Source organism: Nonomuraea turcica (assembly GCF_030718205.1).
Taxonomy (GTDB): domain Bacteria; phylum Actinomycetota; class Actinomycetes; order Streptosporangiales; family Streptosporangiaceae; genus Nonomuraea.
Map to the genome: position 1 here is coordinate 50,092 of NZ_JAUZQF010000002.1, position 22,926 is coordinate 73,017.

The window sequence follows — 22,926 nt, forward strand, 5'->3', positions numbered from 1 at the left end:
GCCTGCTCTTGACCGTTCGCACCCCCGGCCTTTGGGGTCGGGGGTGACAGGCTCCCGCCATGCGCGTACGGGGGATCTGGCCCTTTGCCCTACTGATCATGGCGCCCGGGTGCGCCGCTCCGTCGTCCGGGACACCGCACCCGGTCACCGTGGTGCCCCGTGCGCAGGCGCCTGTCGTCGTCGAGCGCGCGCTGCCGCCGGACAGGCGGCGCGCCCTCGACCGGGCGCTGGAGCGCTACCTGCGCCAGCGGCCCGGCCGGGCTTCGGTGGCCGTCTATGACAAGACGACCGGCATCAGGTACGCCTTTCGCGAGCGCACACCGTACATGCTGGCCAGCGTGGCCAAGGTGGACATCTTGCTGGCGTTCCTGCTGGACAAGCAGCGCGAGGGACGGAGGCTGACCGCCTACGAGCACCGGCTGGCCGACCGCATGATCCGCAACAGCGACAACGACTGCGCGCACGAGCTCTACATGATGATCGGCGGCCAGGACGGGCTCTCCCGGGTGCTGCGCACGCTCGGTGTCCAGCACACGCGGCCCGGGGCGGGGCTCTCCTGGGGATCGACCCGCAGCCGCCCGTCCGACCAGGTGAAGGTCCTGGAGCGGCTCACGGACCCGAGCGGCCCGCTGTCGGAGCTGCACCGGCGGTATGCGCTCAAGCTCATGTCATCGGTCGTGCCCGAGCAGGCGTGGGGCGTCAGCGCGGCCGGCGGCGAGGCGCTGAAGAACGGATGGCTGCCGGCTCACGTGCACGGCGGGCTGTGGACGATCAACAGCGTGGGACGGCTCCGCGTGCGCGGGGACGAGCTGCTGATCGCCGTCCTGTCGGAGCGCAGCCCGGACATGGAGACCGGCGTCGCCACCGTGGAACACCTGGCCAAGGTGGCGGTCAGCGCCCTGACGACCCGGGCGGAGACGACGGTCTCGTCCTAGGAGCAGCAGCCGCCGCCACAGCAGCCGCCTCCGGTCGCCCGGGGCGCGGCCGCGCCGCCCGTCATGGCCACGGTGGACAGCAGCTTCACCGTGTCGTCGTGGCCCTCCGGGCAGGCCGCCGGGTCGTCGGAGGCCGACATGGGACGGGACACCTCGAACGTGGAGCCGCAGGCGCGGCAGCGGAAGTCGTAACGCGGCATGGACTAAGCGTAGGCGATATGCGCGTAGTCGGACACGGGCTCGTAGCCGATCGCCTGGTAGATGGCGTTGCTCGTGGGGTTGTCCAGGTCGGTGAAGAGCACGACCTGCTCGCAGCGCTCCTCCAGCCCGGCCTGGCTGGCATAGGCCGTGACGGCGGAGCCGTAGCCGCGCTTGCGGCACGACGGAGGCGTGTAGACGGGGCCGATGCGGCAGACGCCGCCGGCCGCGGGCGAGAGCGCGGCGAGCGAGACCGGCACGCCGTCCGCCTCCCACAGGAACAACTCCCGGGCCGCGATCCGCCGGGCGACGCGGTCGGCGGCATCGCCATCGGGCAGCGCCACCTCCTCGCCGAAGGCCTGATGCCAGCTGACCAGGAGCGGATAGTCGGCGGGCGTGGCGAGCCGGCCACGGCCGGGCACGCCGGGGATCCGCAGCGTGCCGAGCCGGTAGAGCCGCTCGGACAGGACCCGGCTGGGCGGCCCCATCAGGCGCGCGACCTCGTCGGTGAGCCGCACCGGGCCGACGAGCGTGGGGATGTCGCGATCGAGCGCCTCCACCAGCGGCGCGACGGTCTCGACCGGCATGACGGCGAGCCCGATCGGGTAGGGCGGGGTGTGGAAGACCGCCCCGCGCACCTCGCCGTCCACCGTCCACCAGCCGAAACGGGCGTCCTTGGCGGACATGCCGGCCCTCAGATTGGCCAGGACGGTCAGCGCGACGGTGTTGCCCACCGGGTCGCCGAGCAGGAAGGGCTCGGCGACCGCGGCGTAGGCCTCGACGTCCGAGGTGAAGGTCCACATGCCTGGCATGGTGCCAGGCCGGGACCGCCTCGTTCAAAGCCGTTTTCGAGGCCCCTTTATGCGGCGGCCTCGAGGTAGGGCGCCCACAGGGGGTCTCCGACGAGCGACGCGCCGATCAGCCTCCAGTGGGCGCCCCGTGGCACCGCAGGGCTGACGCGTAGCGTCCACCCCAGCTCCTCCAGGTATTTGTCGGCCTTCCTATGGTTGCACGTCGTGCAGGACGCGACGCAGTTTTCCCAGGTGTGGGCGCCACCCCGGGACCGTGGGATGACGTGGTCGATGGTCTCGGCCCGCTGGCCGCAGTAGGCGCAGCGGTAGTTGTCACGACGCATGAGCGCCGCCCTGGTCAGGGGAATGCGCGACCGATAGGGGATGCGGACGTATCTGCGGAGCCTGATCACCGAGGGCACATCGAGCGTGCAGCTGGCCGAGCGCAGCACCGCGCCCCTGCCGTCGCGATGCACGATGTCGGCCTTCTCCCGCAGCACGAGCACGATGGCACGATGCAGCGAGAGGGTGGTCATGGGCTCGTAAGTGGCATTGAGCAGCAGGACTTGGCGCGTCATCGTGCCTCTCCCTGCTGCGCGCGTATCAAAGGGGACATGCCGCGGCATGTCCCGCCTGTCGGCCCCTCCTGGGGCACTCGTGCTTCCGTCACGTGGACCTCCGCCGGACGGCCCAGCGGATGGTCACCACGGCACCGTCCTGTCACCAAGTCTGGCGTTTGCACCGTGGTCCCCGCCACCCCAAAAACATCCGTCCGGAATGACTAGAGGGACGCACGATACGTTTTATGCCCGCTTCACCAGCGCTTTACCCCTCCCCATTGGCAGTAGGGTTCCGTGCATGACGCGAGAGCCGTATCCAACTGCACGCCGCGAAGAGACCGTCGACATCCTGCACGGAACGCCCGTTCCGGATCCCTATCGGTGGCTTGAGGACCCCGACAGTCCGGAGACGAAGGGATGGCTCCTCGCGCAGGCTGAGCTGTTCTCCCGCGGAAGGGGCCCGCAGCGGTTCAAGAGCCGCATCGCCGAGCTGCTCAGGTCCGGCTCGGTCGGCACGCCGGCCTGGCGCGGCGGACGCTGCTTCTTCAGCCGCCGCACCCCCGACCAGGAGCACGCCGTCTACTACGTCGTCGAGCCGGACGGGACCGAGCGGGCGCTGGTCGACCCCATGGGGATCGACCCGTCCGGGCTGACCACGCTCGACGCCGTGCAGCCTGACAAGGAGGGGCGCCTGCTGGCCTACCAGATCTCGGTCGGCGGCGACGAGGAGTCGGCGCTCTACGTCATGGACGTGGCGACGGGCACGCGCGTCGAGGGCCCGATCGACCGCTGCCGCTACTCCCCCATCGCCTGGATGCCCGGCGGCGAGGCGTTCTACTACGTGCGCAGGCTGCCGAGCACCGAGGTGCCGGAGAACGAGACGCAGTTCCACCGCCGCGTCTACCTGCACCGCGTCGGCACCTCCACCGAGGACGACGTGATGATCTTCGGCGAGGGGCTGAAGATGACCAACTACTACGGCGTCTCGGTCTCGCGGGACGGCCGCTGGCTGCAGGTGTCCGCGCACGAGGGCACCGCGCCGCGCAACGACCTCTGGGTGGCCGACCTGACCGCCTCCCCGCTGGAGCGGCCGGAGCTGACGGTGGTCCAGGAAGGCGTGGACGCGCAGACCGGGCTGGCCTTCGGCCGCGACGGCAGGCTCTACGTGCACACCGATCGCGAGGCGTCCAGGGCCAGGGTGTGCGTCACCGACCCGGCCACGCCCGGCTACGACACCTGGCGCGAGCTGATCCCCGAGGACCCCGAGGCGGTGCTGAGCGACTTCGCGATCCTCGACGACCTCGAACGCCCGGTCATGCTGGTGGGCTGGACCCGTCACGCGATCAGCGAGATCACCGTCCACGACCTGGAGACCGGCGAGCGGGTCGGCGAGGTGCCCACGCCCGGGCTCGGCACGATCGGCGGCATCTCCGAGCGCCCCGAGGGCGGCCACGAGGCCTGGTTCGGCTACACCGACAACACCACGCCGCCCACCATCCAGCGCTATGACGCCAGGACCGGCGAGACGACGCTGTGGGCGGCCTCGCCGGGGGCCGTCGAGGTGCCGGAGGTGCGCACCCGGCAGGTCGTCTATCAGTCGAAGGACGGCACGGACGTCCGCATGCTGATCATCTCTCCACTTGAGGAGAGCTCGGGCCCGCGGCCCACGATCCTCTACGGCTACGGCGGCTTCGGGCTGTCGATGACCCCCGGCTACTCGGCGTCGGTCCTGGCCTGGGTGGAGGCCGGCGGCGTCTACGCCATCGCCAACCTGCGCGGCGGCGGCGAGGAGGGCGAGGACTGGCACCGCGCGGGCATGCTGGCCCATAAGCAGAACGTGTTCGACGACTTCCACGCGGCCGCCGAGCACCTCATCGAGACCGGGGTGACCACGTCCGCCCAGCTCGGCATCTCCGGCGGCTCCAACGGCGGCCTGCTCGTGGGCGCCGCGCTGACGCAGCGCCCCGAGCTCTACGCGGCCGTGGTGTGCTCCGCGCCGCTGCTCGACATGATCAGGTACGAGCAGTTCGGCCTCGGCGCCACCTGGAACGTCGAGTACGGCAGCGCCGAGGACCCCGAGCAATTCGGCTGGTTGCTGGGATATTCGCCCTACCACCACGTCCAGGAGGCGGTGACGTACCCGGCAACGCTGTTCACCGTCTTCCAGTCCGACACGCGCGTGCACCCGCTGCACGCGTGGAAGATGTGCGCGGCGCTCCAGCATGTCTCCACGGCGGAGCGGCCGGTGTTGCTGCGTAACGAGGCCGAGGTGGGGCACGGGGCACGCGCGGTGAGCCGCACGGTCGACTTGTCGGCCGACACGCTGACCTTCCTCGCCACGCACACCGGACTCTAGTCTGGACACATGAGCACGCTGGGGCCGGCCATGGTGGAGGCCGCCCCCAGCGCTGCGTTGCGCCCCTACGTGACGCGGCTGTGCGCTTACCGCGAGCACTACGGCTCCCCGATCACGCGGTCGGAGGCCGCGATGCCGGGGGCCGTGCTCATCCTCGCGTTCGGCGCGCCGATGGAGGTGGGCGGGGAGCGGTTCACGGCGTTCACGGGCGGGCTGGGCGACCGGTTCACCGTCACCCGCGTGAGCGGGCCCTGCGAGGGCGTGGAGGTGGTGCTCACGCCGTTCGGGGCCAGGCGCCTCTACGGCCTGCCGCTCCGGCATCTGACGAACCTGACCGTACCGGTCGGGGACCTGCTGGGGCCGTGGGCGGATATGGTGGTGGGCCGGTTGGCCGAGACGCCGTCGTGGCGGGAGCGGCTGGCGCTGGCCGACCGGCTGCTCACGGCCCGCATCCATGAGGAGCCTCCGCTGGGGCCCGAGGTGCCGTGGGCGTGGGCGCGGCTGCTGGCATCGGGCGGCCGGCTGAGCGCCGCTTCGCTGGCGGAGTCGCTCGGCTGGAGCCACCGGCACCTCGTGGCGCGTTTCCAGGACCAGATCGGGCTGCCGCCGAAGACGGTGGCCCGGGTGATCAGGTTCGGGCGGGCCATGCGCATGCTGCACTCCGGCACCCCCATCGCGCAGGTGGCGGCGGAGTGCGGCTTCTACGACCAGGCGCACATGAACCGGGAGTTCCGGGTGCTCGGGGACACGACGCCAGGTCAGATTTATCCAAGACCGGAGGGTGCGGGCCGGGCATCCTGAGCGTCATGGAGCGAACCGTTTACGCACTAGCCCGTTACGAGGACTGCCAGGCCGCGATCGACTTCCTGACCAGCGCGTTCGGGTTCCGGGTGCACGAAGCGTCCAAGAACGACGAAGGCAAGGTCAACCACGCCGAGTTGCTCGTCGGCAACGACCTGATCATGATCGGCGAAGGGCGGCCCGGCGGGCCCGGCATCTACGTCGCGGTCGCCGACGTCGATGCCCACCATGACCGTGCCAAGGCGGCGGGGGCCTCGATCACCATGGAGCTGGTCGACCAGCCGTACGGGTCGCGCGAGTACGGCTGCACGGACCCGCACGGCAACAGCTGGTGGTTCGGAACGTACCGGCCATGAGCCTGCTCAAAGCGGAGGCGTTGCTCGGGCAGACGGCCGGGCGGATGGAGGGGTCGTTCCTGGTCGCGGAGTGGAGCGACCCCGGCTCGACCCCCGGATACATCGCCCCGCCGCACCGGCATTTACGCGATGACGAGATCTGGTACGTGCTGGAGGGCACACTGAGGTTCCGGCTGGGCGACGACGAGGTGGAGGCCGAAGCGGGAGCGGCGGTGGTGGGGCCCGCGGGGGTGCCCCACACGTTCTGGAACCCGTCGCGCTCGCCGGCCCGATACCTGGTGGTGATGTCGCCGGGGACGGTGCGGCTGATCGAGGAGGTCCACTCGGTGCCGGACCGCTCGGGGGAACGGCTGCGGGAGCTCTTCGAACGGCACGGATGCGAGTACCTGCCGGACCTGTGGGCGGAGAGGGGTTAGCGCGGGAAGACGATGGTCTTGTGGCCGTCGAGCAGCACCCGCTGCTCGGTGTGCCACTTGACCGCCCTGGCCAGGGTCACGCACTCCACGTCCCGCCCGATCGCGGCCAGGTCCTCGGGCGAGTGGCTGTGGTTGACCCTGGCCACTTCCTGCTCGATGATCGGCCCCTCGTCCAGGTCGGAGGTCACGTAGTGAGCGGTGGCGCCGATCAGCTTGACGCCGCGGTCGTAGGCCTGGTGGTAAGGCTTGGCGCCCTTGAACGACGGCAGGAACGAGTGATGGATGTTGATCGCCCGCCCGGCCAGCTTCTCGCATAGGTCCTGCGAGAGCACCTGCATGTAGCGGGCCAGCACCACCAGGTCCACCTGATAGTGCTCGACCAGCGCCAGCACCTCGGCCTCCTGCTTGAGCTTGGTCCCCGCGGTGATCGGCAGGTGGTGGTAGTCAATGCCGTACGACTGCGTGAGCGGCCGCAGGTCGGGATGGTTGGACACGACGGCCACGATGTCGATGTCGAGAGTCTTGGCCTTGACCCTGTAGAGCAGGTCGTTGAGGCAGTGGTCGAACTTGCTGACCATGATCAGCACCCGCGGCTTCCTCGCCACGCCGCGCACCGTGAACTCCATGGCGAAGTCGGGCGCCAGCGCCGCGAAGGCCGCGTTGAGCTCGTCCTCACCCAGCGGCCCGGCGAACTGCACGCGCATGAAGAAGCGCTGCGCGACCCTGTCGCCGAACTGCTGGCTCTCGATGATGTTGCATCCGTGCCGAGCCAGCAGGCCGGAGACGGCGGCCACCACACCGGGCCGGTCGGGACAGGACAGCGTCAGGATGTATTCGGCTGGGCTGGTCACTTCGTTCACTCTCGCGGACATGGGATCGTCGGGTGCCTTGCGGCTGATCTGGGCAGATTACCGGTCGCCCGGCCCGTCCGTCCGCCGCCTCCCCCGTTGAGCACCGGCAGTGGCGGCACGATCGAGCGTACCGGGCGCGACGCAGTGTCCCCGGCGATGGCGCTGATCTCCCGGATCTTGGGTAGTAGTCGGGCATTACGGACACTCGCCGGGAGTTTTGGCGCGCCTTGCCACAACCGGGCGGGCGGGAAAGGAGCGCATGCTTTTGGAAGCCGCCGTTCTGATCGTGGTCGCGGGCTTGTTCGCGGTCGTGTCCGGGGTCAACGACGGGGGCGCCCTTCTCGCCACCGGGCTCAAGCTGCCCACCGTGCGCCCTGCCACCGGCATCCTCGCCCTGGTGGTGATGGTGGCGGTCGTGCCGCTGGTCACGCACCAGGTGGCGCGGACCTTCGTGACCAGGCTGGCGAGCTTCCAGGAGCCCGGCGGCAAGATCGCGACGACGATCGCGGTGATCGCGGCCCTGGCCGTGGCGGCGGTGCTCAGCGCGAAGGGCCGCCCGACCAGCCTCACGCTGGCCATCGTGGGCGGCCTCACCGGGGCCGGGCTCGGCTGGGGGCTGCCGGTCTCGCCGGGGTGGGTGGCGCTGGTGCTGGCGTTCGGCCTGGCGGCGCCCGCCGTCGGCGGGCTGCTGGCCTGGGTGCTCATCCGGGTGCTGGTGGCGGTGGCCACGGCGCGGGGGCTGGGGGGCTGGCATCGGGCGGGGTTCCTGCTCCAGACCCTCGCGTACGCGGCAAACGACGGCCAGAAGATGCTCGCCGTGTTCATGATCGCACTGGGCTTCCCGGGCGCGCCGATCGCGTACACGTCGCTGGTGGCCGCCCTGTTCGCGCTCGGCACCCTGTACGGGCTGCCCAAGGCCGGACGCACGCTCAGCCGCGAGATCATCGTCTTCCGGCCCACGCACGGGGTCGCCGCGGAGCTGGCGGCAGGCGTCGCGGTGATCGGCTGCGCGGCCGTCGGCATGCCGGTGAGCATGACGCAGGCGGTCGCCGGAGGACTCGTCGGCGCGGGCATCGCCCAGGGCGGCGGACGGGTCCGCTGGTACGCCGCCGTCAAGATCGGTACGGCCTGGATGCTGACCCTCCCGGCGAGCGCGCTGCTGGGCGGGGTGGGGGCCTTCGTGGTGAAGGGGATGACGCAGGGGTGAACGCGTACGGGAAGGCAGGCAGGCGATGAAGCGGCTCCGGCGGATCAGGGATCTCATGGCCGGCCGCATGGACAGCGCGGTCACCGAGGCCCTGCTCGGGCAGCTCAATGCCACCAAGGAGGGAGCGTGGCTGGCCATGGCGATGATCGGCGGCGAGGTGGGCCGTACGGGGGCGCACGAGCAGATGCGCTCGATCGAGCACCTCGGCGACGAGGAGCGTGCCCGCCTCATCGACGAGCTCAAGACCGCTCTCGTCACCCCCATCGATCCGGAGGACCTGTTCCGGCTGTCCCGGTCGATCGACGACGTGCTCGACTCGCTGCGGGACTTCGTCCGCGAGTCCCACCTCTACCAGGTGCCCGACCAGATCCGCTTCTCTCCCCTGCTCGACCAGGTCATCGTCGGCATCGACGCGCTCGAGAGCGCCGTCCGCGGCCTGGCCGCCCGGCCCTCCGGGGTGGCGGCCGACGCGCTGGAGGCGAAGAAGGCGGGCGGGGCCATCCGGCGGATGTACCAGTACGAGATCTCGCGGATCTTCTCTGGGGAGCTGACGGCGGACGTCATGAAGGAGCGGGAGCTGGTGCGCCGTCTGGAGATCGTCGGCATGGCCATCGGCGACGCGGCCGACGCGATCGCGGACGGAGCGATGAAGCGGTGAACCCCGTGGTCAGCGGATTGGGGCGAAGGCGTCGACGCCGGTCAGGCCGGCCGAGAGCCGCCACAAACGTGCCGCCTCATCCGGGTCGATCGCGTAGGGGCGCACTCCCCGCCCAGGGTTGTCTTCGATGGTCACCTCCGCGATCTCGCAGTCCTCGCAGTAGACGCCGCCCATGCCGGCCAGCTGTGGCGAGGTGGCCGCCCATACTTGGGTCGCCGCGCCCTGCTCGGGCGTCTTGAAACTGGGGTCCAGCGCGTTGCCCGCCTCATCGATCCACCCGGCCGCCACCATCTCCTCCTTGGGCAGGTGCCGCTGCAGCGGTGTGAGAATGGCACCGGGATGCAGCGAGAACGCCCGCACCCCCGCGTCCCGCCCGAGCGCGTCGAGCTGCACGGCGAACAGGATGTTGGCGGTCTTCGCCTGCCCGTATGCCAGCCACTTGTCATACCCCCGCTCGAACTGCACGTCGTCCCACCGGATGCCCGAATGGCGGTGACCACCGGACGAGACGGTCACGACCCGGCCCTGGCCGCGGGCGATGGCCGGCCACAGGCGGTTGACGAGTGCGTGGTGCCCGAGGTGGTTGGTCGCGAACTGCGCCTCCCAGCCAGGACCGACCCGCGTCTCAGGGCAGGCCATGATGCCCGCGTTGGCGATGACGAACTCGGCGCTGCGACCGGTGGCGAGGAAACGCTCCGCGAACCGCCGTACGCTCTCCAGGTCAGCGAGGTCGAGCTCGTCCACCTCGACCCCGTCGATGCCCCCGACCGCCTCCTGAGCGGTGTCGGGACGGCGGGCGGGAACGACGACGCGGGCGCCGGCCCGGGCGAGCGCACGCGTGGTCTCCAGCCCCAGGCCGGAGTAGCCGCCGGTGACGATCGCCAGCTTCCCGGACAGATCGATCCCCTGGAGCACGTCGTCCGCGGTGCTCCTGGCTCCGAAGCCCGACCCGATCTTGTGTTGTGGCGTTGTCATGTCCCCACGCTACGAAGTGGAGCGCGCTCCAGGTCAACCCGGCAGGGCAGGGGCGAGGTGAGCGAGCTGGGTGAGAGCGTCGGCGAGGTCCGGGGCGTCGGGCGACAAGGGCTGGATGGCGACGTGGTCGGCGCCGGCGTCCAGGTGGGCGCGGATCCGCTTGACGACGGCGTCCGCATCGCCCCAGGCCACGATGGCGTCTGCCAGGCGGTCGCTGCCCCCGTCGGCGAAGTCGGCGTCCGTGAAGCCCAGCGTGCGCAGGTTGTTGAGGTAGTTGGGCAGGGTCAGGTAGTAGGCCATGTGGGTGCGGGCGATCTCGCGGGCGCGGGCCGGGTCGGACTCCAGGACGACCGCCTGCTCGGGGATCAGGAGGCGGTCGGGGCCGAGGATGCGGCGGGCCTGGGCGGTGTGCTCCGGCGGCACGAAGTAGGAGTGGGCGCCGGCCGCCCGGTCCCGGGACAGCTCCAGCATCTTCGGGCGCAGCGCGGCCAGGATCCTCGGCGCGCCCGCCTCAGGCAGGCTCTGCGCGGCCTCGTCCATGGCCTCGAGGTAGGCCCGCATCGTGCTCAGCGGCTTGCCGTAATCGTGCCCGCGCCGTCCCACCAGAGGGGCGTGGCTGACGCCGATGCCCAGCAGGAAACGGCCCGGGTAGCCGTCGGCCAGCGCGACACCCGCCGCCGTCATGGTCATGGCGTCGCGGGCCCAGAGGTTGGCGATGCCGGTGCCGACGACGATGCGCTCGGTGGCGGCCAGCACGATGGCCGCCACCGTGAACGGCTCCTTGCTGCCCCAGCCTTCGTTGACCCAGAGGGTGCCGTAACCCAGCTCCTCGATCCGGGCCGCCGCCCGCCGGGCCTCCTCGGCGGGGGCCTTGCCGATCATGGGATGCCAGACTCCGACGCGGCCGATGTCCACGGTCGCTCCCCTCGCATAGGATGTTCGATCGAGATGGAACACTACACGAGTGTTCGACCGACGTCGAACAGGGCACGCGCCCTCACGCACACTTCCCCCCTCGAGGTCTCCCTCCAGGCCGCCCTCGACGCCCTCGGCGACCCCGTACGCCGCAGCATCGTCCGCGAGCTGGCCGGCGTGCCCGACTGGACCCGTCCCTGCGGCACGTTCACCCACCTGCCGGTCGCCAAGTCCACGCTCAGTCACCACTTCGCCGTGCTGCGCAACGTCGGCCTGCTGGAGCAGCGTGACGAGGGCAGCCGCCGCCTCAATCGCCTGAGGAGGGCGGAGTTCGAGGAGCGGTTCCCCGGGCTGCTGGCGCTGGTTCTGAGCGAGGAGCAGGTTCCCGATGAGTGACCCGAGCGACCGCCCCGCAGCGCGCGTCGTCTGCCTGGACCGGGACGGCAGGGTGCTGCTGATGCACTGGTACGACCGCGTCAGCCGCAGCGACGTCTGGGAGCCGCCGGGCGGCGGGATCGACCCCGGCGAGACCCCGCTGGAGGCGGCCAGGCGGGAGCTGGCCGAGGAGACCGGGCTGCCCGGCGAGGCCGTCCTGGACCACTGCGTCCAGGTCGAGCGGGATTTCACCTGGCTGGGCGTCCGTTACGTCAAGACCGAGCCCTTCTACCTGGCCAGGTTCGGCACACCCCGCCCGGCGGTCGATCCAGGAGAGCTCACGGAGGAGGAGCGCCAGGCATACCTGGGCTACGCGTGGGCCGAGGAGCTGCCCGAGGCGGTCGACCCGCCGGAGCTGGCGAAGGTCATCGACCGACTCACCCGAGATCGAGGGTGAGGCCGCCGGAGGCGACCGACAGCGGGCCGGAGTAGGAGCGGCCTGCCGCCGCGAGCGCGGGCTCCGCCGGAGTGTCCGGCCACAGGTGGGTGAGCAGCAACCGCGCCGCTCCGGCCGATGACGCGGTACGCCCCGCGTCCAGCGCGCTGGACAGGAAAGGCGCGTCCTCGTCGGGCACCCGTTGCGGGTAGGTCGCCTCCGCCACCAGCAGGTCGGCATTCTTGGCCAGGGAGAGCAACTCGGCCGACGGCCCGGTGTCCCCCGTGTACGCGATCACCCGCCCGCCGCCGCTCAGCCGCAGCCCCGCGTTGGGCACGTGATGCGGCAGGTCGAAGACGTCCAGGCGGAAGGGCCCGATCTCGACCGGCGTGCCGGGACGGAGCTCCTGTAAGGAGAAACTCCCCGCCAGCATGCGGCGGTTGTCCAGCGCGAGCACGGCGTCCAGCGCGCCCGGCGGGGCGTGGACCGGCAGCCTCGCCGCCGGCGCATCGGCCAGGGCACGGGCGCGCAGCAGCGGGTTGAGGTCGGCGCAGTGGTCCGGATGACCATGGGTGACCAGCACCGCGTCCACCTCGTCGGCCCTCATCCGCTCCAGCAGCCGCGGCAGCACGGCGTAGCCGGGATCGATGAGGACGCGAAAGCCGTCGTGCTCCAGCACATACCCGCTGCACGCCTGACCGGCCGCGGGCCAGGCGCCACACCCGCCCAGCACGGTGAATCTCATCAACCCCCCAGCTCGGCCAGGGTGGTCGCCATCAGCTCGCGCAACAGCGTGCCCGCGAGCTTTTCGTGCGTGTGCTCCACGGACAGCCCCTTGGCCACGCGCTCGCGGTAGATCTCGCGCTCGCGTGCGTCAGTGTAGGGCAGCGCGGTCATACCGACGATCACGGTGACCCGGGTGCCGCCCTTCGGCAGGACGGCGACGGCATGCGTACGCAGGCAGGTCTCGTCGGGCGCGCCGAACCAGCCGCACTTGATCCCGGCGTCGGCCGCCCCGAGCGCGTCCCGCACGCCGAACGCCTGCTCCGCGCCGACCTGCCGCATCCACCCCAGGACGGTCGCCGCCACCGGATCGCCCGCGACGGCGGACTGGGCGAACGCCGCGTAGGCGGTGGCGACCTCGTCGGCGGCCACCTCGACGGAGCCGAACCGCGATGGGTCGCCGTTGGGCGGCGACCAGGCGACGCCGGTGCGCCGGCGGATGCCGTCGAGGATGACGCCGGGCCCGACGGCGAGCCAGAGGTTGAGCGTGTCGGCGTTGGACGACACGACGACGGCGGGCTCGGCGTGGCGGCGCCACCGGTCGGCGTCGGGGATGTGGTCCGCGCTCACCCACGCGTACAGAGGCTTGAGCAGCGAGGCGCAGCGCAGCCGCGCCAGGCCGGATCTGACGCCGACCGTGCGGGCGGGCGGCCCGCCGTAGCCGCGCCTGATGCCGGCGGCCTGGACGCCGGCGCTGTGATCAAGGTCGTCGAGCAGCTCGTTGAACGCCACGTACCCAACCGTAGACCTACGGGTGCCGTCCCCAACGGCCTTCGTACCACTCCAGGCTCGGTGGGTCGCCGGGTAGCTCCGTCCGCCCCGGCGCGCGCAGGCCGTCGAGCGCGATGGCCAGCAACCGCTGCTTGACCTGCTGGTGCTGCTCGCTGGGCGGCCCGGGGGCCGGGCGGCTGAACTGCTCGATGAGCAGCGAGACGTCGAGCATGGTCACGTCGTCCCTGAGCACGCCGGCCTCGCGCGCCCGGCTGATCAGCCGGTCGGCCAGCTCCGTGGCCTTCCGCGAGGTCCGCCACATCTCGTCGGTGACCTCGATGGTGCCCGCGACGGGCGCGAGCGCGCCGGACCTGAGGCCCACGCAGGTGCGTACATAGAGCTCCAGGCCGGCCCACGGGCTCTCCTCCGCGAGCGCGGCTTCGGCGGCCTCGACGACGCGTTCCATGGCGATCAGGCACAGGCGCTGGAGCAGCTCCTCCTTGGTCCGGTAGCGGCGGTAGAGGCTGCCCATGCCCACGCCGGCCCGCTTGGCGATGGCCGACACCGGTGCGTCGAACCCCTGCGTGGTGAACACCTCGTGCGCCGCCTGCAGCAGCCGCAGATCGTTGCGCGCCGCCTCGGCCTGCCTGCCGCGTGTCGCCATGCCGCCCAGGATAGCCCGGTTGCGGAGCGATCCGCTCCGATATAGATTTCGGAGCGGATCGCTCCGAATAACTGTGGAGGTATGTCATGCGTGCGGTGGTCTTGAGGCAGTACGGCGGGCCGGATGCGCTGGTCGCCGAGGAGGTGCCGGATCCCGTCGCCGGGCCCGGGCAGGTGCTGGTGGAGGTCTCGGTGGCGGGTGTCACGTTCGTGGAGACGCAGGTGCGCGCCGACCGGGGGCCGCGGCGGGCCGAGCTGCCCGCGATCCTGGGCAACGGGATCGCGGGCACGGTGCTGGCGGTGGGCGAGGGCGTGGAAGCGTCGCTGGTCGGCACGCGGGTGGTCAGCACGCTGGGCGGCTCCGGGGGTTACGCGGAGCTGGCGGTGGCGAGCGCCGGCGACTTGATCCCGGTGCCCGATGGCTTGTCGCTGGAGACCGCGGTGGCGCTGCTGGCCGACGGGCGTACCGCCGTGGGCCTGTCCAGGGCCGCCGCGCCCCAGCCCGGCGAGTGGGTGCTGGTGGAGGCGGCGGGCGGCGGCGTAGGCAGCCTGCTGGTGCAGCTGGCCCGCGCCGCCGGAGCGTGCGTGATCGGCGCGGCCAGCAGCGCGGGCAAGCGAGACCTGGCCGCGAGCCTGGGCGCCGAGCTGACCGTCGACTACACCGACCCGGGCTGGACCCACGTGGTGCGCGCCGCGACCGGCGGCCTGGACGTCGTCTTCGACGGCGTGGGCGGCGAGATCGGCGCCGCGGCCCAGGGGTTGCTGAAGGACGGGGGCAGGCTCAGCGTGTACGGCATGGCCGGCGGCCCCATGACCACCCCCGACCCCCGCGTGACGGCTGTCCCCTGGCCTCAGACAGACCTGCGCGAGCTGTCGAGGGCAGCGCTGGCGGAGGCCGTGGCCGGTCGCCTGCGTCCCACGATCGGCGCCGTGCTCCCCCTGGAGTCCGCCGCCGAGGCCCACGCGGCCATCGAATCGCGCGCGGTCACCGGCAAGACCCTGCTGCTGCCCGCACGGGCGCGGACCATCCTGGTCACCGGCGCGACCGGCAACCAGGGCGGGGCGGTTGCCCGTGAGCTGCTCGCCCGGGGCTGGTCGGTCCGCGCCCTGGTCCGCGACCCGGACTCCGCCCGCCTCCCCGCCGGCGTCTCACCGGTCCAAGGGGACCTGAACGACGCGGACTCCGTACGCACGGCCATGGCAGGCGTCCACGGCGTCTTCAGCATGCAGGCGTTCGCGTGGACGGAGGAAGAGCTGGCCAGAGAGGTCCGCCAGGGCACGACGATCGCCGACGCCGCCAAGGAGCTCCACGTGGCACACCTGGTCTACAGCTCGGTCGGCGGCGCCGAACGCGACACCGGGATCGCTCACTTCGCGAGCAAATTCGCCATCGAACAGCACATCGCGGCGGCCGGCGTGCCCGCCACGATTCTGCGCCCGACCTTCTTCATGACGAACCTGCTCTACTACGCCGACGCGCCGGACGGCGAGCGGGTGATCGAACTGCCGTTCCTCCCCGGGCAGCGCATGCAGATGATCGCACCCGAGGACATCGCGTACTTCGCGGCCGAGGCGTTCGACCACCCGGCCGATTACGTGGGCAGGCGGCTGGAGCTCGCCGGCGACGCCCCCACCGGGGACGAGATCGCCGAGATGTACGAGCGGGTCACCGGCGTGGCCACCCGCTTCGCGCCGCAACCGGCCGGCGGGGAGCGGATGTACGAATGGTTCCAGGAGAGCGGCTACCAGGCCGACCTCGAGGCTCTCAGGAAGGAGCACCCGGGCCTCACCACGTTCGAGTCATTCCTCCGGAGCCGCCTCTGACCGGCGTTCCCCGGCGCCTCAGAGACCGGACCTCGCCAGCGACACGGCGAGCGCGACCGGTCCCAGGGCCACCAGCGCCACGGCCGCCGCCACCTTCCAGCGCCTGGCCACCCCCGCCTCCGTCACGAACGCCGCCACGGCCCCCGCGCCCGCGAACGCCGCCCCGGCGGCGACGGCGTCCGCCACCTGGGACGTCCACGACGGCAGCGTCTCTCCGGCCAGCCTGAACGCCACCAGCGCGCCGGCCGCCACCAGCGCCACCCGCCGCCCGGGCCGTACGTCCACCCGCTCCAGCACCAGCGCGGCCCCGGCGAGCAGGGCGAGCGAGATCGTCACGACCACCCCCACGGCCGGGACCAGGCACCCCCAGTCCTCGCAGCCCACGCCCGCCCAGGCCAGGCGGACGGTCGCCCACCACAGCATCCCCAGGGCCGCGCACACCGCACACGCCCGCCCCATCCGCCCCGTCATGCCACCAATACTCCCACCAGCCGAAGCCCGGCACTCTGCCCTGTGCGGCCAGGTAGCCACAGGCACGGTCAGGAGAACAGGCTCGCCCGGCGCTCGTCGGCGTCGGCGTCGGCGTCGCGGCCCAGCGCGCGCAGGGCGATGGCCCGGTTGAGGTAGAGATCCGGCTGCGGCTGCAACTCGATGGCCCGGCTCAGGTCCTCGACCGCGCCCTCCAGATCCCCGGCCGTGTACCGCAGCACTCCCCGGTTCCCCCAGGCCGCCGCCAGCGTGGGCGCGCCCTCCACGGCCAGGTCCAGCGCCGCCCTGGCCTCGGCGAGCCGGCCGGACGTCGTCTCCAGCTGACCCAGGACCGTGAGCAGGTGCGGGTTACCCGGCACCAGGGCGAGCCCGGCCGTGACGTCGGCCATGGCCTCCTCGTCCCGTCCCACGGCGGCCAGCAGCCCGGCCCGGTTGATGTAGGCGTCCAGGTAGTCGGGGTCCAGCTCGATCACCCGGCCGAGGTCGGCCAGCGCGCCGCCGGTGTCGCCGCGCATGATGCGCAGCTCGGCCCGGTTGTAGTAGGCCTCGGGCAGCGGCGGCCCGGCGCGCATGGCCCGCTCGTAGTCCGCCAGGGCCTCCTCGTGCTGCCCGAGTTTGAACAGCAGGTTCCCGCGTTCCAGGTAGTAATCGGGGAAGGCGGGGTCGATGGCGATCGCGGCCGCGTAGTCCTCCAGCGCCTCCTTGGTGTGCCCCAGCGCGGCCAGCAGCTGGGCCCGGTTGGCCAGCAGCACCATCCGGTGCAGCGGATGCCGCTCCCCCAGCTCACGGGCCAGCTCGATGGCCGACTCGACCAGCGACAAGGCGGAGCCGAGGCGCCCGAGCCGCAGCTCGATCAGGGCCAGCCCGTTGCGATCGAAGCCGAGCTTGAAGGCACGCTCGGCGGGGTCGGGCAGGATGGTGGAGATGGCGATCGCCTCGTTGATCCAGCGTCTGGCCCTGGCCAGGTCGCGCTGCGCGGGGTCGGGGTGGCGGGCGTCGAGCATGGCGGTGCCGTACGCGCTGGCGGCGTGCATCGCCGGATCCTGGCTGACCGCGCGCACCCGGTCCCACACCGCAAGAGCCTCCGCCGTGCGTCCGAGCCCGCCGAGCGCGGTCGCGGTGCGCTGGGCGAAGGCCCACCACCGCGCCCCGCCCGGCTCCGTGCCGGCCATGCCGCGCTCCCCCAGCTCGACGACGGCGTGCAGATAGCCCTCCCGCATGGAGCGATCCACCGTCGCCCACAGCTCGTCGGCGCCGCGAGTGTCGGGGGCGGGCTCGGGTCCGTCCGAGTACAGCATGATCGCCAGCGTGGCCGGTGTGATCCGCCGCACCATGACGTCGAGCAGCTCCACGTCGGTCGGGTCGGCCTCGGCCACGTTGCACACGGCCAGCGCACGCCCCGGGGACACGGCGTCGCGGACGAACTCCGTGATTCCGTTGGCCAGCCGCAGCGTACGGCGGGGCGCCGGCACGAGGATGCGCTCGTCGTCGGCCAGTCCCGCATCGATCGTGACCCGCCCGGCAGGGACCAGATCTGCCAGCTCGGGGGCCGCCGCGAGGATCTCGATGTCATGGGCCCGCACCAGATCGGCGGATCGTTCCAGGACCTGCGGCACCAGGCGGCGCAACAGGGCCGCGGCGACGGTGTAAGGGCCGCGCGCCCGCCGATGCCCGTCTATCGGTGGCATCAGCAGCCGCGCGGCCCCCCAACTGGAAGGTGGTTCGCCCTGGACCCTGAGATGGGAGCTCGCCTCAGTCACCCCTTGTGAATGACGCTGGAGATCCCTGCGAGCCTCGCGGTTCCAGGCTTGCGGACGACGATGCGCTTCATGACGCGTACCTCTCCACTCGGGGGTGATTCCCCATTATTAGGGCACCCCTACGAATATCAAGGTTCGCGGTGAATAAGCCCGAGGCACATGGATAAGAAGCAGTTGCCTTTTGATTGGATAATGTAACCTATTTGGACCGAAACCAGCGGAGCAATCTGGTGCTACGCCCCTGGTCGGATTCTCCCATCAAGTCGCACAGGCAACGACCCAGCAGCGTGACCGACCGGCAGCAGCCGGGCCCCGGCAGATTCTTGGCGCGGACGATGAGGGTGGCCCGCTCGATCAGCCGCTCCACACTCGGCTCCCCGCCGCCCTTGAGCGAGCGGGTGTTCCAGGGGCACGACGCGACATCCGCGCAAGCGCCCTTGGCGACGTGCGGCGCCGCCGTCCCCCTGTCGAGCCGGAGCGGGTCCGTACGTTTGATCTTCAGGTCGGCCAGCGCCTTGGCGGCCGCGCGGGAGACGACGAGAAGATCGTGGTTCTTGCGCTTGCGTTCCGTGCCGCGCACGGTTTCCCGGGACGGCAGTGCGAGCAACATCGCCCCCGCCATCAGCCCGCCGCCCACCACCATGCTCCAGCCCACCTGCTCGTTGAACCAGATCACGGCGATCACCGCAACCCAGAGGGGCTGCGACGACATCATGATCGCGCTCGGCACGGGAGGAACGTGCGCCTGGCCGTACGAGCGGGCCAGGAAGCCCAGCGCGCACGAGATCACGGACAGATGCGCCAGCAGCAGCCAGTCCGGCGCGTCGGCGGGCAGCGTGATCCCGTCGCGCGCCCCGACGACCCCCGTCAGCAGCCCGATGGTGAAGAGCTGGATCACGGTCAGCGCGTAGGGGTGGAACGTGCCGCGCTTGGACAACTGGCCGAGCATGAGCGTGTGGCCGGCGTAGAGTCCGGCCGCGAAGAGCGTGGCCGCGAGCGCGATCAGCGAGAACTCGTGCTGTTCGACCCCGCGCATCAGGGTGAACGCGGTCATTCCGGCCAGAGCCAGCGCGACGCCTGCCCAGATCCGGCGCGGCACCCTGGACTTGAAGAGGATGAGCGCCAGGATCGGCGTGATGACGACACTGCACCCGACGGCGAACCCCGACACGGCCGACGGCAGGCTTCCCAGCGCGATGGCCTGGGCGGTCTGCCCGATCCCGAATATGACCCCGAGAACGGCCCCGTTGATCCACGTGCCCCGTGGAAGCCCCCGAAAGCAGTTTGGCTTGATGAGGAGAAGCGTCAGCGCGGCGATCAGATAGCGCTCGGCGAGCAGATCCTCGACTGGTAACCGCTCGATGAGATCCTTCATCAGTGGGAACGCCGACCCCCAAGCGGCGCTGACGAACAACAGAAGCACGGCTCCCAGGAGGGGGCGGGGAGCAGGCACGACTGTCATGCCCAAAAGCATCTCACTACAATTTGCAGCCGGTGATGTACAGGGAGCAGCCGGTGAGGTTCCTCTACCACTCGGAGTTAAGACCCTCACCCACGGGCTTGCACATCCATACCAGGAGACCGCCTGAGCCGCGGATTTTCCATCATGTCCCGTAAATGGGAAATGAGTTCTTCCTGCGGGAAATGCACCGGGAGCAAGTCACGCCGTCTGACGGCGGAGATCGGCGGGGACGTCACGCCGGGGTATCCGGGGGTGGTCACCGGGGTGCGGCCCCAGGAGGGGGTCGGTGGGGCCGTTCGGGAACTGCGGGGATCCCGTCCACAGACGTGGTCTATGGGCGGTCAGAGCTCGAGGACGGCCGGCACGACCAGACGTTTCTCACCGTAGACGACGGTCAGGTCGCCCACGCGCCGCCTGGACAGCTCCCGCCAGCCCTGGCGCTCGTACAACGCGAGCGCGGCCTCCTGGTTGAGTGTCGTGTCTCCGATGACGCTGTGAAACCCGAGCTCCACCGCGCGCTGCTCGAGCGCGACGAGCATGGCCGCGCCGAAGCCACGCCGCTGGAACTCGGGATGGACTCTCAGCCGGCAGATCTCCGCCGTCATGGTGTCCACGGGTTTCAGCCCGCCCATGGCGACGACCCGCGAGGACACCTCGCCCACGAGGAAGTCCCCGCCGCATGCCAGGTAGATCTCCTGGATGCGCGGGAAGTCGTCGTCGTAGTAGACGCCGTCGCCGGGGACCAGGCCGACCTGAGCGAGACAGATCCGATGGAGCGCGAGGATGGTGTCCAGATCGGACCAGCGATAGCGCCGGATCGTCAACTTCATGCACCGCCCCCTTTCACTTGGTTCTTGGACCGCCGCAACGCGGACCGGAAATCTTCGAGTCCTGGAGCGTCGGCGTTCTTGGACATGATCGCCTGCTCAAGCGCCAGGGCCGGACGCACGATGAAATCGGTCAGGTATTCGTCGCCCACCAGCCGCAGCGCCTTGGTGCCGATGGAGAGCGCCTCGTCGACGTCGCCGTCGATGAGGCGGCACTGCGCCTGGTCGAGCCTGATCAGCGTCTGGTCGACGATGTGGTCCTCGTATTTGGTCAGGGCCTGGTCGAGAACCACCTCCGCCTCGATCGTCTGGCCCAGCTTGGTGAGCACGTCGCCCTGGTAGAAGAAGAGCTGCTTCTCGGTGTAGCCGAACGCCACGTCCTCCTGGTCCTCCTCGCGCATGTGCGAGAAGGCGTTCCTGGCCCGGGCCAGCGCGCGCTTGGCCTGGTCGACGACCTCCTTCTTGCTGTCCGCCCCGGACATCATGGCCAGCGCCCTGGCCTCGACGACCGGCGCCATGGCCTGTGCCGGGCACGGCATCGAGCCGGCCAGGTCCCGGCTCTTCTTGGCCAGGTGCAGCGCCTCACGGGCGTCGCCGAAGTAGAGGGGGACGAGGGACTCCCGGGCGCACACCCACGCACGCAGCGCGCGGTCGCCCGTCTCGTCGGCCGCGGTGCGCCCGGTGCGGAAGAATGCGCGGGCCAGTCGGTGATCGCCGAGGTTGATCAGAATCATGCCGCTCAGCCCGGACAGCTGGGCGGCCATCCTGCACAGGCGTTCGGCCAGGTCCGTCGGCTGGCGGCGGGACATGGCCGTGCGCACGGCGCTGAGCTCCAGCAGCACGTCGCACAGCAGTCGCAGCGGGGCCGTCGTGGTGTATTGGCGGCCGAAACTGCTCGTCGCCTCCTCCCACTGGTCCAGCATCGCCGCCGACACGGTGGCCGACACGAGAGTCTCGTCCATCCGGCGCCTGATGCCCTCGCAGGCTCCGAGAACAGGACCGTCGAGCTCCGCAAGGGGGGAGGTGTCCACGTTGAGAAGATTTAAGAGCATGCGGCGAAGAATGTTCTCGTCTTCCTGGGCGTCCGGGTCAGGCCCCATCGGATGGATGACGAGCTCGCGCTCCATCGGCAAGACCGGGGCGCGTTCGCGCACTTCACCGTTCAGGGCAGGCATCCGATGGCCGTGGCCGCAGATGCACGGTCCTTCGTAGCCGAGCGAGGCCGGCTCGACGCGGTAGACGGTGCACAGGTAGTGCAGGTATTCGGGTCCGGGGCGCTTGAGCCCGCTCTCGTACGCCGACAGGAGCGTCTCGCCGATCCCCGGCATCGGCTTCTTGTCACGCTCGAACAGGGCTCTGACCTGCTCGATGACATCGGCCAGCGCGATCCCTTGGGACAGACGGTGCGCCTTGATGCGGGTCGTGCTGAAGTGGGTCGTGCACGCCTCATGGATTTCATCAGCTATCTGGGCCGACGTGCGCCCGGCGGCCAGGCCAGCGGCCCGGATCCGTCGCGCGATCTCCGTCTCCCTGTGCTGCCTGCCGGTCATCCCGGCCCCTCTCAACGCAAGTCTCGACCGGTCCACAACTGGTGACTGATGGTAGTCGCCAGGTTGCTGTGCGCCTACCCATGACTATGAAGCAATGAGGGCGGCTTGGAAACGCCGTTCTCCAGATTACGGTTAAGGATCGTCCTCCGAGGGGCTGTTTCTTACAACCCACGAGGGAAAAGCAACTCCCTGTAGCGAAGAACCACGCGTTGCGTCCGCCGCCGACATGAGACATCTTTGGCCCACCAGCAGCGATCGTAGGGAGGACGAGAACGGTGGGGGACGACGACTTCGAGCTATTGGAGCGTCTCGTGGCCGAACTCGGCGCGCTCGGGTTGCTCGCACGAGTAGTCAGGGCGCAGAGCGGGCGCCGGTTCGTACGGGTGATCAACCCGAACGCGACCAGCCTGTCCGAGAACGTGACCTGTCGGCCGACGGCCGTGTCCGACATCCCGGACTGGTGGTACTGCTGGTCCTGGGGCGAGCGGATGCACACGGCCGACGACCCGGCCGGTGCGGCGACGAAGGTCGCCCGTGTGCTCGCCGCGGTGGGAGAGTGACGACGCGGTGATCCGGGTGGAGCGCAGCCACCGCGGCTCACCGCACCCACCGCGGCCATACGGAGCCGGCGGGGTGACCGGTGCGGAGGGTCCTGGTATGCCGGGGCCCTGGTCACTCCGCCGGTTCCGCTTTTCATCGCGTCACCTTCCGTACGGCTCGCACCCGTACGCACCAAGCCACCCGACCGGTCCGCCGGGCGGGTGTTCGAGGGATCCCTCTCGGAACCGGCGCGGGACATGCTTCCGGGTGTGTGTCCTGCTCCGAGCCGTCCGTCACCGGAGCGCCGGCTCTCTCCCTCCGCGGCCCAGAGAGCAGGCGACCCCGTCTTCCCCGGCGTGATGTGACGGCGGGCGGTTCGGCCGGCGGTATTTTGGATCGAGATCGAAACGGTCCAAGCAGCCGGGCCGAACCGCTTCCGGAGGGGGATCCACTCAGTGTTACTGCTGGTGACGCCGTCGCCACCGCC

25 protein-coding genes are annotated in these 22,926 nt (G+C 70.8%); 11 read left to right on the top strand and 14 right to left on the bottom strand.

All coding sequences use genetic code 11. From position 1 onward, the window contains the following. Nucleotides 1–59 precede the first annotated feature (59 nt). Entirely contained in the window at nucleotides 60–935 is an 876-nt protein-coding gene (locus tag Q9G87_RS05965) for a serine hydrolase (RefSeq protein WP_305915179.1), read from the top strand. Here the strand turns inward: Q9G87_RS05965 and Q9G87_RS05970 are convergent. The 3 genes from Q9G87_RS05970 to Q9G87_RS05980 are packed head-to-tail and all read right to left on the bottom strand — an operon-like array spanning nucleotide 932 to nucleotide 2,502. Beyond that, on the bottom strand, nucleotides 932–1,135 hold the full coding sequence (locus Q9G87_RS05970; protein ID WP_305915180.1) for an FmdB family zinc ribbon protein: 204 nt from the start codon (nucleotides 1,133–1,135) through the stop codon (nucleotides 932–934). The two genes, Q9G87_RS05965 and Q9G87_RS05970, sit on opposite strands and share 4 nt — an antisense overlap. Before the next feature lie 3 nt (nucleotides 1,136–1,138). Beyond that, on the bottom strand, nucleotides 1,139–1,936 hold the full coding sequence (locus Q9G87_RS05975; RefSeq protein WP_305915181.1) for a GNAT family N-acetyltransferase: 798 nt from the start codon (nucleotides 1,934–1,936) through the stop codon (nucleotides 1,139–1,141). 56 nt (nucleotides 1,937–1,992) lie between these two features. Further along, the gene (locus Q9G87_RS05980; RefSeq protein ID WP_305915182.1) at nucleotides 1,993–2,502 is read right to left on the bottom strand and encodes an HNH endonuclease; all 510 of its coding nucleotides are present in this window, start codon (nucleotides 2,500–2,502) and stop codon (nucleotides 1,993–1,995) included. A 280-nt stretch (nucleotides 2,503–2,782) separates the two neighbouring features. Between Q9G87_RS05980 and Q9G87_RS05985 the strand changes: the two genes are divergently transcribed. From Q9G87_RS05985 to Q9G87_RS06000, 4 genes are read left to right on the top strand one after another with little or no spacing between them, the layout of a single operon-like run. Beyond that, nucleotides 2,783–4,840 (top strand): prolyl oligopeptidase family serine peptidase, encoded by a 2,058-nt coding sequence (locus Q9G87_RS05985; protein WP_305915183.1) that lies wholly within the window; start codon nucleotides 2,783–2,785, stop codon nucleotides 4,838–4,840. A gap of 9 nt (nucleotides 4,841–4,849) precedes the next feature. Next, nucleotides 4,850–5,641, top strand: a complete 792-nt coding sequence (locus Q9G87_RS05990; protein WP_305915184.1) for a helix-turn-helix domain-containing protein — start codon at nucleotides 4,850–4,852, stop codon at nucleotides 5,639–5,641. A 5-nt stretch (nucleotides 5,642–5,646) separates the two neighbouring features. Next, nucleotides 5,647–5,997: a VOC family protein gene (locus tag Q9G87_RS05995; protein ID WP_305915185.1), complete on the top strand. Its 351-nt coding sequence runs from the start codon at nucleotides 5,647–5,649 to the stop codon at nucleotides 5,995–5,997. Next, nucleotides 5,994–6,413 (top strand): cupin domain-containing protein, encoded by a 420-nt coding sequence (locus tag Q9G87_RS06000; RefSeq protein ID WP_305915186.1) that lies wholly within the window; start codon nucleotides 5,994–5,996, stop codon nucleotides 6,411–6,413. Before Q9G87_RS05995 ends, Q9G87_RS06000 begins: the two co-directional genes overlap by 4 nt. Here the strand turns inward: Q9G87_RS06000 and purU are convergent. After that, nucleotides 6,410–7,264, bottom strand: coding sequence for a formyltetrahydrofolate deformylase (gene purU, locus Q9G87_RS06005; RefSeq protein WP_371825738.1), 855 nt, complete (start codon nucleotides 7,262–7,264; stop codon nucleotides 6,410–6,412). The two genes, Q9G87_RS06000 and purU, sit on opposite strands and share 4 nt — an antisense overlap. A 259-nt stretch (nucleotides 7,265–7,523) precedes the next feature. Here purU and Q9G87_RS06010 point away from each other — a divergent pair, with 259 nt between their 5' ends. Continuing rightward, nucleotides 7,524–8,471 carry an inorganic phosphate transporter gene (locus Q9G87_RS06010; RefSeq protein WP_305915188.1) on the top strand — a complete coding sequence of 316 codons (948 nt, stop codon included), beginning with the start codon at nucleotides 7,524–7,526 and terminating at the stop codon, nucleotides 8,469–8,471. 25 nt (nucleotides 8,472–8,496) lie between these two features. Beyond that, on the top strand, nucleotides 8,497–9,129 hold the full coding sequence (locus Q9G87_RS06015; protein WP_305915189.1) for a DUF47 domain-containing protein: 633 nt from the start codon (nucleotides 8,497–8,499) through the stop codon (nucleotides 9,127–9,129). 9 nt (nucleotides 9,130–9,138) lie between these two features. On the opposite strand, the gene Q9G87_RS06020 is transcribed toward Q9G87_RS06015, so the two are convergent. Both Q9G87_RS06020 and Q9G87_RS06025 read right to left on the bottom strand, forming a co-directional pair. Then, complete coding sequence (locus tag Q9G87_RS06020) at nucleotides 9,139–10,104, bottom strand: SDR family NAD(P)-dependent oxidoreductase (RefSeq protein WP_305915190.1); 966 nt, start codon at nucleotides 10,102–10,104, stop codon at nucleotides 9,139–9,141. A 33-nt stretch (nucleotides 10,105–10,137) separates the two neighbouring features. Further along, nucleotides 10,138–11,019: an LLM class F420-dependent oxidoreductase gene (locus Q9G87_RS06025; RefSeq protein ID WP_305915191.1), complete on the bottom strand. Its 882-nt coding sequence runs from the start codon at nucleotides 11,017–11,019 to the stop codon at nucleotides 10,138–10,140. 33 nt (nucleotides 11,020–11,052) lie between these two features. Between Q9G87_RS06025 and Q9G87_RS06030 the strand changes: the two genes are divergently transcribed. Both Q9G87_RS06030 and Q9G87_RS06035 read left to right on the top strand, forming a co-directional pair. After that, entirely contained in the window at nucleotides 11,053–11,415 is a 363-nt protein-coding gene (locus Q9G87_RS06030; RefSeq protein ID WP_305915192.1) for an ArsR/SmtB family transcription factor, read from the top strand. Further along, nucleotides 11,408–11,851: an NUDIX hydrolase gene (locus tag Q9G87_RS06035; RefSeq protein WP_305915193.1), complete on the top strand. Its 444-nt coding sequence runs from the start codon at nucleotides 11,408–11,410 to the stop codon at nucleotides 11,849–11,851. The genes Q9G87_RS06030 and Q9G87_RS06035 overlap by 8 nt, the downstream gene beginning before the upstream one ends. Here the strand turns inward: Q9G87_RS06035 and Q9G87_RS06040 are convergent. Genes Q9G87_RS06040 through Q9G87_RS06050 form a run of 3 tightly spaced genes read right to left on the bottom strand, consistent with a single transcriptional unit; the run spans nucleotide 11,832 to nucleotide 13,988 of the window. After that, a complete protein-coding gene (locus Q9G87_RS06040; protein ID WP_305915194.1) occupies nucleotides 11,832–12,575 on the bottom strand; it encodes an MBL fold metallo-hydrolase in 744 nt (247 codons plus the stop codon). The two genes, Q9G87_RS06035 and Q9G87_RS06040, sit on opposite strands and share 20 nt — an antisense overlap. Next, nucleotides 12,575–13,345, bottom strand: a complete 771-nt coding sequence (locus tag Q9G87_RS06045; RefSeq protein WP_305915195.1) for a hypothetical protein — start codon at nucleotides 13,343–13,345, stop codon at nucleotides 12,575–12,577. Before Q9G87_RS06045 ends, Q9G87_RS06040 begins: the two co-directional genes overlap by 1 nt. A 16-nt stretch (nucleotides 13,346–13,361) precedes the next feature. Beyond that, nucleotides 13,362–13,988, bottom strand: a complete 627-nt coding sequence (locus tag Q9G87_RS06050) for a TetR/AcrR family transcriptional regulator (protein WP_305915196.1) — start codon at nucleotides 13,986–13,988, stop codon at nucleotides 13,362–13,364. 86 nt (nucleotides 13,989–14,074) lie between these two features. Between Q9G87_RS06050 and Q9G87_RS60575 the strand changes: the two genes are divergently transcribed. Further along, nucleotides 14,075–15,811, top strand: a complete 1,737-nt coding sequence (locus Q9G87_RS60575) for an NmrA family NAD(P)-binding protein (RefSeq protein ID WP_371825739.1) — start codon at nucleotides 14,075–14,077, stop codon at nucleotides 15,809–15,811. Nucleotides 15,812–15,829: 18 nt separating this feature from the next. Here the strand turns inward: Q9G87_RS60575 and Q9G87_RS06065 are convergent, their stop codons facing one another. The 5 genes from Q9G87_RS06065 to Q9G87_RS06085 all read right to left on the bottom strand — a co-directional run bounded on the left by Q9G87_RS06065 (nucleotide 15,830) and on the right by Q9G87_RS06085 (nucleotide 21,899). Next, nucleotides 15,830–16,282, bottom strand: a complete 453-nt coding sequence (locus Q9G87_RS06065; protein ID WP_305915197.1) for a hypothetical protein — start codon at nucleotides 16,280–16,282, stop codon at nucleotides 15,830–15,832. Between the two features lie 68 nt (nucleotides 16,283–16,350). After that, a complete protein-coding gene (locus Q9G87_RS06070; RefSeq protein ID WP_305915198.1) occupies nucleotides 16,351–17,988 on the bottom strand; it encodes a tetratricopeptide repeat protein in 1,638 nt (545 codons plus the stop codon). Nucleotides 17,989–18,259: 271 nt separating this feature from the next. Continuing rightward, a complete protein-coding gene (locus tag Q9G87_RS06075) occupies nucleotides 18,260–19,522 on the bottom strand; it encodes a DMT family transporter (protein ID WP_305915199.1) in 1,263 nt (420 codons plus the stop codon). A 341-nt stretch (nucleotides 19,523–19,863) separates the two neighbouring features. Further along, nucleotides 19,864–20,352, bottom strand: coding sequence for a GNAT family N-acetyltransferase (locus tag Q9G87_RS06080; RefSeq protein WP_305915200.1), 489 nt, complete (start codon nucleotides 20,350–20,352; stop codon nucleotides 19,864–19,866). Then, the gene (locus Q9G87_RS06085; RefSeq protein WP_305915201.1) at nucleotides 20,349–21,899 is read right to left on the bottom strand and encodes an XRE family transcriptional regulator; all 1,551 of its coding nucleotides are present in this window, start codon (nucleotides 21,897–21,899) and stop codon (nucleotides 20,349–20,351) included. The genes Q9G87_RS06080 and Q9G87_RS06085 overlap by 4 nt, the downstream gene beginning before the upstream one ends. Nucleotides 21,900–22,174: 275 nt before the next feature. Between Q9G87_RS06085 and Q9G87_RS06090 the strand changes: the two genes are divergently transcribed. Further along, nucleotides 22,175–22,459, top strand: coding sequence for a hypothetical protein (locus Q9G87_RS06090; protein ID WP_305915202.1), 285 nt, complete (start codon nucleotides 22,175–22,177; stop codon nucleotides 22,457–22,459). Nucleotides 22,460–22,926: the final 467 nt, after the last annotated feature.

Excerpts from the sequence above, each read along its gene's own strand:
- Q9G87_RS06000 (WP_305915186.1), top strand. The coding sequence starts at position 5,994 with ATGAGCCTGCTCAAAGCGGAGGCGTTGCTCGGGCAGACGGCCGGGCGG.
- Q9G87_RS06020 (WP_305915190.1), bottom strand. The coding sequence starts at position 10,104 with ATGACAACGCCACAACACAAGATCGGGTCGGGCTTCGGAGCCAGGAGC.
- Q9G87_RS06075 (WP_305915199.1), bottom strand. The coding sequence starts at position 19,522 with ATGACAGTCGTGCCTGCTCCCCGCCCCCTCCTGGGAGCCGTGCTTCTG.
- Q9G87_RS05970 (WP_305915180.1), bottom strand. The coding sequence starts at position 1,135 with ATGCCGCGTTACGACTTCCGCTGCCGCGCCTGCGGCTCCACGTTCGAG.
- Q9G87_RS06070 (WP_305915198.1), bottom strand. The coding sequence starts at position 17,988 with ATGCCACCGATAGACGGGCATCGGCGGGCGCGCGGCCCTTACACCGTC.
- Q9G87_RS06065 (WP_305915197.1), bottom strand. The coding sequence starts at position 16,282 with ATGACGGGGCGGATGGGGCGGGCGTGTGCGGTGTGCGCGGCCCTGGGG.
- Q9G87_RS60575 (WP_371825739.1), top strand. The coding sequence starts at position 14,075 with ATGCGTGCGGTGGTCTTGAGGCAGTACGGCGGGCCGGATGCGCTGGTC.
- Q9G87_RS05980 (WP_305915182.1), bottom strand. The coding sequence starts at position 2,502 with ATGACGCGCCAAGTCCTGCTGCTCAATGCCACTTACGAGCCCATGACC.
- Q9G87_RS05975 (WP_305915181.1), bottom strand. The coding sequence starts at position 1,936 with ATGTGGACCTTCACCTCGGACGTCGAGGCCTACGCCGCGGTCGCCGAG.
- Q9G87_RS06015 (WP_305915189.1), top strand. The coding sequence starts at position 8,497 with ATGAAGCGGCTCCGGCGGATCAGGGATCTCATGGCCGGCCGCATGGAC.
- Q9G87_RS05990 (WP_305915184.1), top strand. The coding sequence starts at position 4,850 with ATGAGCACGCTGGGGCCGGCCATGGTGGAGGCCGCCCCCAGCGCTGCG.
- Q9G87_RS05985 (WP_305915183.1), top strand. The coding sequence starts at position 2,783 with ATGACGCGAGAGCCGTATCCAACTGCACGCCGCGAAGAGACCGTCGAC.
- Q9G87_RS06040 (WP_305915194.1), bottom strand. The coding sequence starts at position 12,575 with ATGAGATTCACCGTGCTGGGCGGGTGTGGCGCCTGGCCCGCGGCCGGT.
- Q9G87_RS06010 (WP_305915188.1), top strand. The coding sequence starts at position 7,524 with ATGCTTTTGGAAGCCGCCGTTCTGATCGTGGTCGCGGGCTTGTTCGCG.
- Q9G87_RS06080 (WP_305915200.1), bottom strand. The coding sequence starts at position 20,352 with ATGAAGTTGACGATCCGGCGCTATCGCTGGTCCGATCTGGACACCATC.
- Q9G87_RS06035 (WP_305915193.1), top strand. The coding sequence starts at position 11,408 with ATGAGTGACCCGAGCGACCGCCCCGCAGCGCGCGTCGTCTGCCTGGAC.
- Q9G87_RS05995 (WP_305915185.1), top strand. The coding sequence starts at position 5,647 with ATGGAGCGAACCGTTTACGCACTAGCCCGTTACGAGGACTGCCAGGCC.
- Q9G87_RS06085 (WP_305915201.1), bottom strand. The coding sequence starts at position 21,899 with ATGACCGGCAGGCAGCACAGGGAGACGGAGATCGCGCGACGGATCCGG.
- Q9G87_RS05965 (WP_305915179.1), top strand. The coding sequence starts at position 60 with ATGCGCGTACGGGGGATCTGGCCCTTTGCCCTACTGATCATGGCGCCC.
- Q9G87_RS06050 (WP_305915196.1), bottom strand. The coding sequence starts at position 13,988 with ATGGCGACACGCGGCAGGCAGGCCGAGGCGGCGCGCAACGATCTGCGG.
- Q9G87_RS06030 (WP_305915192.1), top strand. The coding sequence starts at position 11,053 with ATGGAACACTACACGAGTGTTCGACCGACGTCGAACAGGGCACGCGCC.